Annotated in this window: 3 protein-coding genes; all 3 read right to left on the bottom strand. The window is 59.5% G+C overall.

Annotation, left to right across the window (positions count from 1 at the left end; genetic code table 11):
• Positions 1 to 903: recombinase family protein (locus LEP6406_RS0224460; protein ID WP_027269407.1), on the bottom strand; the 903-nt coding region annotated here is incomplete at its 3' end.
• A 188-nt stretch (positions 904 to 1,091) separates the two neighbouring features.
• Positions 1,092 to 3,233: a CHAT domain-containing protein gene (locus tag LEP6406_RS29585; RefSeq protein ID WP_225886713.1), complete on the bottom strand. Its 2,142-nt coding sequence runs from the start codon at positions 3,231 to 3,233 to the stop codon at positions 1,092 to 1,094.
• 28 nt (positions 3,234 to 3,261) lie between these two features.
• Positions 3,262 to 3,745 (bottom strand): transposase (locus tag LEP6406_RS29580; protein ID WP_036028768.1); only part of this gene is annotated, 484 nt, incomplete at its 5' end.

Genomic DNA, 3,745 nt, shown 5'->3' with positions numbered 1-3,745 from the left:
CGCATCGTAGGGAATCGCCCCACAGGGTTTTGCCCGTGGACAGGCGCTGGGGCGCAGATACAGGTAGGTCTGATCTCGGCGGGGACGGCTCACGGGGGCCACCCGCAGGGTGCTGCCGCATTCCTGACATTGCACTAGCCCTGCGAGGGACCGCTGGGCGCTGGCGGTGCGGGGGGGGAGGCGGCGGTTGCGGCGCAGCAGCCGATCTACCTGGGCCGCCTCATCCCGCCCCAGGATGGGGGTATGGGTATCGCGCACTACCCGACCATCCTGGTAGAGCAGATCGCCGCGATAGACCGGATGGGACAGCCATCGCTGTCCGGTGGAGGCGGAGATGCGCTTGCCGTAGGTCTTGGCCAAATACCGCACCGCCCCCCGCAGGGAGCCAAAGAGGAGAAACTGCTCAAAAAAGTCCTTCACCACCGGAGCCGCTGCCCGATCTAGGGTGTAGCGATCCTTGCCGCGTCGATAGCCGTAGGGAGCCCGCCCCGGTGGCGGTTGGGCCTTCACCCGGTTGCGGGCATGGCCCAACCGCAAACTATCCCGGCGTTGTTGTTGCGCGATCGCAGCGGTCGCCGCCACCACCGCCACCACATCTCCCTCGGGAAACGGCCCCTCCGCCAGGGAGGTGAGCTGAATTCCCTGTTCCTGAAGTTGGGTGACAATGGGTGCGATCGCATCCGGCGAGTTCCCCAATTCCGCCCACCGCCGCACCCGCACCTCTGCCACGGTGCCCCCGGCACAATCCTGCAAGAGCTGCTGCAATTGGGGACGAGACTGACCGGATTGGGATTCATCGCCACCAAAATCTCGATAGACCCGCACCACCTCTGCCCCCCACAGATCGTCAGGGGGCGCAGACTCTAACAGGGGATGGGTATAGAGATAGGCAAAAACCGTCAAGGGCTATATCTGTATTAAATTAATTGTCCACACGCCCCAAGCTGAAACGAATACGATATCTGGTTGATAGCAACCACTCTGCAAAGGGCGCACAGCCCTGATGGGCATTAACTTAAGCGTAACCCTTGGACCTGATTACGTTCCAGCCTTCCCTCATTCTGCGGAACGAGCAAGCCAAGGCCCTGTCCCTAGAGTCCATTGCCAATCAAAATAAACGGTGCCCAGTAGTAGGGATGGGCCAACGTCCCCCCCGGCACCAAGGGTTGCCCCGTGACGGTGCTAAAGATTTCAATGCCGCGATTGCCCCCCACCGCCGCAAAGTCATTGGTAATCAAAGCGACCTGAGCCTGACGCAGAGCCTCCGCCTTGGGCAAGCCCACCTGCATCGCCCCATAGAAGGCATCCATCAACACCTGGGTACCGCCATCACTCACCACCCAGAGAGATGCGATCGCGGCTCTTGCCCCCGTCCTTTGAATCTGATAGCCAAACCCCAAAATCTCCTCCCCCGTGCCCAACTGCGGCCCACTCACCGCCGTCTCACAGGCGCTGAGAACCACTAGGGCAGCATTGGGCAATTGCCATTGATCCAGGTCAAACAGGGTAATGCGATCGCCATCCCCCAGCAAGATGAACGAGTCATTGGGATGACCAGACTGGAACGTTCCGTGGGTTGCCAAGTGAATAATGGTGTGGTTCCCCAGCCGAGGCTCAATAGCTTGGCGGTTGAACCCCGCACTGAAAAACGCCACTGTGCCCGGTAAGTTGGCCTGGAGATTCTCCACCTCCACCTGGGCATAGGGCAGACCACTGAACGGTCGTTGTACCCCCGCTACCTCCACCACCAGATCTTGAGCGGGGAAAGCGCCAGCCAGGATGCTGAGGGGTGCTGACTCCGCCTGGGAGAAGTCCATCAGGGAGGCGGCGGTGATGTGGTTGAGGGTGTAGCGCTGGGTCAGCCATTGGTCACCGTCATGCAAAGCGGCGAGGGGAATGTAGCGCAGTTGGCCGTCTGCGGCGTAGAGGATGGTTTCGGCTCCGGCGGCATCAATCTCGTCAGCGAGGGGCGCGATCAGCCATTGGTACAACTGCTGAGCGTTGGGGAGGGAGTTGCTGAAGGGATCCTCAATGTCGGAACGGAAGGCGGCGATCGCCCGGTTCAGCTCTACCCGGTCAACGGGGACGGTGTGGCGGGAGATGCCGCTGGTGGTGACGAGGATTAGTTCCAGGCGATCGTCGAGGACGAGGGGATAGAGCAGAGCGGCGTTGCCTGCCTGTTGCAGGTTGCCTTGTAGGCGCGCCAGTTGTTCGGGGTTGGGGTTTTGGCTGCGGGCATTGCGTTGGAGTTGGGCAACGCGATCTGTGACTTCAGCGCTGGTAAAGAAGGTTTGGGGATCGGTATTGGTTTCTAGGTGGGTGTAGAAGCGATCGAGGATTTCCTGCTCTGGTGGCCAGAAGGAAATACCCTGGCGGGTTTCTTCGGTGCCTCGGACGTTGCGGAGTTGATAGTCTTCGAGTTCTTGCAGTTTCAGCAGGTCGAGGACTTCTTGGGCTTCGAGGACGCGGTCTTGTTCAAGGAGGAGGTCGGCGAGGATGCGGTAGTCGCTGGCGATGGTGTCGGTGAAGGTTTGTTGGAGGTCGCGATCGAGTTGGCGGATGTCGCCGCGTATGGATTCCCGGATATCGACGCTGGCTTTGAGGAAGGTGATGGCCAGTTCGGGTTGGTCGCGATCGTTGAGCAGGACGCCGATGTTGCTGAGAAAGACAGCTTCTTCGGCGCGGGCACCGAGTTGGTTAAAGAGGGCGACGGCTTGGCCAAACTGTTCTAGGGCGCGATCGTACTGGCCCAGGCTGTAGAAGGCAGCGCCCAAATTGCCCAGGGCGCGGCCTTCTACAGCGCGATCGCCAATCTCGCGGGTAATCGCGAGCTGCTGTTCATAGAAGTCAATGGCGCGGTTGTACTGGCCCAGGCTGTTGTAAGCAGCGCCCAAATTGCCCAGGGCGCGGCCTTCCCCGGCGCGATCGCCAATCTCGCGGGTAATCGCGAGCTGCTGTTCATAGAAGTCAATGGCGCGGTTGTACTGGCCCAGGCTGTTGTAAGCATTGCCCAAATTGCCCAGGGCGCGGCCTTCCCCGGCGCGATCACCAATCTCGCGGGCGATCGCCAGGTGTTGTTCATAGAGGTCAATGGCGCGGTTGTACTGGCCCAGGTTGCGGTAAACAACGCCCAAATTGCCCAGGGTGATGCCTTCCCCAGCGCGATCGCCAATCTCGCGGGCGATCGCCAGGTCTTGTTCATAGAGGTCAATGGCGCGGTTGTACTGACCCAGGTTGCGGTCTTACAGGGTGACAACCCCCCTAGAGAGCTTGCTGGATAAGGGATAGAGCGTGAAAACCTCGCTGAAAATAGCGGTGTTTATGGGGTTTAAGGGCCACCAGCTTGAGCGCCCAATCGGCCCATAAGTCCATGGCATAGAGCCATCGTTGGCCATAGAGACTGAAGCTAAAGTCACTGTGCCGTGGAGCCTTATCTTGGTGCTCTTGGAGACGTCCGGCATACTGAGCTAGCTTGGCCTCCTGCATCCACTGGCCGTGGAGAGTCGCCAAACTGTAAGCCAGAGCGATCAGTAAAACTAAGGCTAAGAATCGGGTGTCATTGACCTTGGTGTCCTCCAAGTTATAGCCCCCAGTCTTAAAATCTTTGAAGAGCTGTTCAATGCCCCAGCGACACCGATAGACCGCTAACGCTTGCTTCAAGGTGGGCAGATTAGTCAGGATATACCACGGCTCCTTCGGCCCCTTCTGGCGATAGGAGCGCTTCCAATACACCGCTAAATTAAAC

Source organism: Leptolyngbya sp. PCC 6406, assembly GCF_000332095.2.
In the GTDB taxonomy this organism is placed as follows: domain Bacteria; phylum Cyanobacteriota; class Cyanobacteriia; order Phormidesmidales; family Phormidesmidaceae; genus PCC-6406.
The sequence above is the reverse complement of the archived record's forward strand: the minus strand, read 5'-3'. Positions and strand labels throughout refer to the sequence as shown.